Origin of the sequence: Paraliomyxa miuraensis (assembly GCF_026337845.1) — a bacterium.
Taxonomy (GTDB): domain Bacteria; phylum Myxococcota_A; class Polyangia; order Nannocystales; family Nannocystaceae; genus Paraliomyxa; species Paraliomyxa miuraensis.
On sequence record NZ_JAOVZF010000108.1, the window covers coordinates 1 to 3545 of the forward strand.

Consider the following 3545-nt stretch of genomic DNA (forward strand, 5'->3'; position numbering starts at 1 on the left):
CACGTTGGGCACCCCGGCGCCGCGCAGGCCCCGGGCGTACTCCTCCACCTGGTAGCGCGACAGGGCTCGATCCCGCGTCCGCGGTACGCCCCACTTGCGCAGCGACCGAAACCACCGCCACCGAGGGTGGGCCTTCTTGACGGCGTCCTTGTGCGGGTAGCTATCGCCTTCGAGCAGGATCCCGTCGGCGTAGCGGTACCTCACCACCACCTCGGCCGGCTTGGTCTCGGCAGTCGCGGAGGTCGAGGACTCGACCGGGGAGTCGGTTGTGCTGGTCTCGTTCATCGTTCACCTCTGCGAAGGCCCACACCGCGGCCGAGCACGCCTCGGCCGCGGCGTGGAGCGTCAGGTCCGTTCGTCGTCACCTCCGCGCCGCAGCAGCGTGGCCAGGCGCCGGTTGGCTCGCGTGCGTATGCGTAGGAGCAGATCCAGCGGCCCGCGCCGCGTCAGCTCCTCGCCGATCGCTTCGAGCTGCTCGATCTGCTCGGCGATCACTGGATCGACCAGGTCGGACGGCCCCCAGCCCCGCCGCGCGTGGCATCGAGGGTTTGGGGAAGGCGGAACGGAGGCCGCCCGCCTGGTCAGAAAGAAGTCGAGGAGGTCGAGACCCGGCCGCGCATCCTTGGCACGCGACCGACCCCGCGAAGATCGGGCGTCACGCTTGGCCATGATCCCGCTCCTTGGCCTGCGACGACTCGGGGAACGGGCAGCACCGCCGGTTCCTGGCATCGCGCCCATGCGTCGGCCGGGTCTCGGTGGGCATGGCTCAGCTCATTCCGGGGACCACGTCAGGCGTGGGCTCGGGGTGATCGTGCTCGCCCACCTCGGTCGTATTGGCCGTGGCGCCGTACTTCTGGGTTTCGAGCCAGCGGTAGAAACCGATCTCGCCCAGGGCATCGACCAACGAGTGCAGGCTGATCTCGATGGTGGTGTCGTCGTCGTCCGGCGGAGGCTTGGGAATGCACCCCACGCAAGGCGCCGCGAGCGGGTCGGGCGGAGCGGGAAGACTCTGGCGGCCGAGCCAGTGCCCGACGAGCGCCGTACCAGCAGGGATCAGGGCCTGGATCAGCTCGCGCTGACTCCGTTCCCGAGCCACCCGATCCTCGAAGGCCATCTCGCGCGACTCCTTGTCGAGCGCCAGCACCTGCTGCTGCGCCTTGGCGTCGGTGACCGATCGCCACAGCGTGGCCACCCCGTACAGCATCGCGGCGATGCCCAGGAGCACCAGCGCGGCCGCGAGTCCTTGATCGAGCGTCTCCATCACACACCCCCTTCCGCGGCGACGATGGGCAGCGGCTCGAGCAGCTCCATCACCAAGTGCACGCGCTTGCTGGCGCCACCGCTGTGGAAAACCTTGCGGTCCACCAGGCGATAGCCGTGTGCGGCCTGGGCCTCGAGCCAGGCCGCCTGGGCGGCCTCGTGCTCGGGGCCACCCACGGCAAAGCCCTGGCAGACGTAGATTGGTTTGGTCGGGTTGTTTGGTTCGGACATCGTTCGTTCTCTTGGTGTGCAAAGGGTTTGCGGCCCGAAATCGGGTCGCATTGGAAGGAAACCTGTCAGGTGAGCCCGTGCGATCAGCCGCCGCGCACTTCCTCGATGAGCTGGCCCAGCGCGAGCGCCTGCATGCCGAGCGCGTCGAAGAGCCCGGCCATCAGATCCTGCGTCACGGCCTCGCCCTTGGCCGTCCACGACTCGCCCAGCTTGGTGAAGATCGCCGCGAACTCGTCATCGGTCGCCGCGGCGCGGGCCGCCTCGATGAGCGCCCAGTCGTCCTCGGGCAGCAGCGCACGAGCCTTGGCCATGCCGCCCTTGGGTACCTTGGCCAGCACCCGTTCGAGACGCTGGGCGTACTGCGAGGGCTCGGTCGCCGTGGTGTCCACGGTTGGCGATGCGGCGGCCTTGGCCTTCGCCTTGGCCTTGCCGCGCGGTGGCTCGTTGGCGGCGGATTCGGGCTCGGCCTGCGCCCGGGCCTGCTGCGTGGTGGCCATCTCGATGACCTTGCGCAGCAGCACCATCAGGTCGGGGCCGGCGATGTCGATCGACTTGCCGAACATCTCCGCGCGCTGGCTCGAGCGCTGCTTGAGCAGTTCGTGCTCGAGCAGTCGCTGCTCGCGGGTCGACTCGTGCTCGAGGATCGACAGCACCTGCTGGAGGTCGTGCTGCCGCCCCCCGCCGAGCTGGTCGCCAAGCCGCTCGAGCAGCTCCGTCGACTTGCCCAGGACCATCGGGTACTGCCGCACCACGTCCATGAGCACGCGGAACAGCCCGTCGTTCTGGCGCTGGAGCTGCACCACGGTGGACATCATCGTGTCGTGGTGCTCGCGGAGCTCCGTGCCCGTGCCCAGCTCGTCCCCGGCATTGCCGAGCAGCGAGGCGGGCAGCAGGAATTGGAAGCTCACCTGCTCCTCTTCCTCCTCGCCTTCGTCGTCCATGACGCGACGCAGGCCCACGATGCGGTAGTTCTTGCGCTCGCCCGTCTCTTCGACGTGCTGACGCGCGGTCTCTACGATCTCGTTGGCCAGATCGGTCGGCGACGTCCCGCCGATGAGGACGATCGCGCCGTCTTCATCGGTGAGGTCCTCGCCGTCGCCGTCGCACTCCCAGCGGTGCGGTGTGGGGACATAGCCGTTCTTTCCCATGTGCCGACGTAGCTCGAGGGCATCCAGGCCATCCAATGCATGGCGAGAGAGGACCTTCTCGAGCAGTCGGGTGCGTGTGTTGGTGTGTGTAGAGTTGGGGTCGTCGGTTCTTACATGCTTGAGTGCCATGAGGCGCTCCTGTTGGAGGCCCCTCGATACCGCTTGGTCAGTGAACACCAAAAAGTAGACGGACGCAAACGGCTTTGTGTCGGATTCATTCGACCGAATCGGGGGAGATACGGGTAAACTGCACGAGAGAGCCCCGAAACGGCCCTTCACCGAAATTCGGCGTAAGGGTGACACCCATGGAGCGTCACTGTCTGTATCGGGTACGAAATCCCCACCTGTTTGCGCTCGCATCCGCTCCTGCCTCGAGTCGAACTGTTGCAAAGTGCACGGATTCGAGGAGCTACGGGCAAGTGTTCGAAGTCGCCCCGTAATGGTACTGGCCAGTAAGTGGTTCCACTCGACTCGATACGACGAGCTTCGTCCATGATCCTTCGCGCGAAGGAACGCCCGGCTCGCGGTGTATGACGCTGTCGGAGTCGAGCATCGTCGATCGGCCTCGGCCACTGTCCGTATCGGATACTTTCGAATCACATCTTTTCGCGCGTGCCCGACGTCGGCCTGCGAAACGCCGGAATTCGGAGAGATACGAGCCGTTTCCCAGGCTGATGCGCAGTGGCGGCCGCGAATTCGTGGGTAACGCGAGACCCGATACGTGGACTCTCGGCGATGATCGCTCGTGCGAGGGATTGCCCGATCCTGAATCGTAGGTCGCTGTCGGATTCGCGCGTCGTCACGGGTGCAATTCGGTCCATACCCCGTCGACGATCCCCGCTCCCTCGGACCTCGAAGTCGATAACTGCCGCGGTTCCGAATCGATTCGGAAACCATTCCGAATCG

The 3545-nt window shown here is 66.3% G+C and carries 5 protein-coding genes; all 5 read right to left on the bottom strand.

Going from position 1 to position 3545, the window contains the following annotated elements; all coding sequences use genetic code 11:
- Positions 1–285: hypothetical protein (locus OEB96_RS00550; protein WP_266213413.1), on the bottom strand; the 285-nt coding region annotated here is incomplete at its 3' end.
- 60 nt (positions 286–345) lie between these two features.
- Entirely contained in the window at positions 346–495 is a 150-nt protein-coding gene (locus OEB96_RS00555; protein WP_266213414.1) for a hypothetical protein, read from the bottom strand.
- Positions 496–766: 271 nt separating this feature from the next.
- A complete protein-coding gene (locus tag OEB96_RS00560) occupies positions 767–1261 on the bottom strand; it encodes a hypothetical protein (RefSeq protein WP_266213415.1) in 495 nt (164 codons plus the stop codon).
- The gene (locus OEB96_RS00565; RefSeq protein WP_266213416.1) at positions 1261–1491 is read right to left on the bottom strand and encodes a hypothetical protein; all 231 of its coding nucleotides are present in this window, start codon (positions 1489–1491) and stop codon (positions 1261–1263) included. Before OEB96_RS00565 ends, OEB96_RS00560 begins: the two co-directional genes overlap by 1 nt.
- 83 nt (positions 1492–1574) lie before the next feature.
- Entirely contained in the window at positions 1575–2768 is a 1194-nt protein-coding gene (locus OEB96_RS00570) for a hypothetical protein (protein ID WP_266213417.1), read from the bottom strand.
- Positions 2769–3545 lie beyond the last annotated feature (777 nt).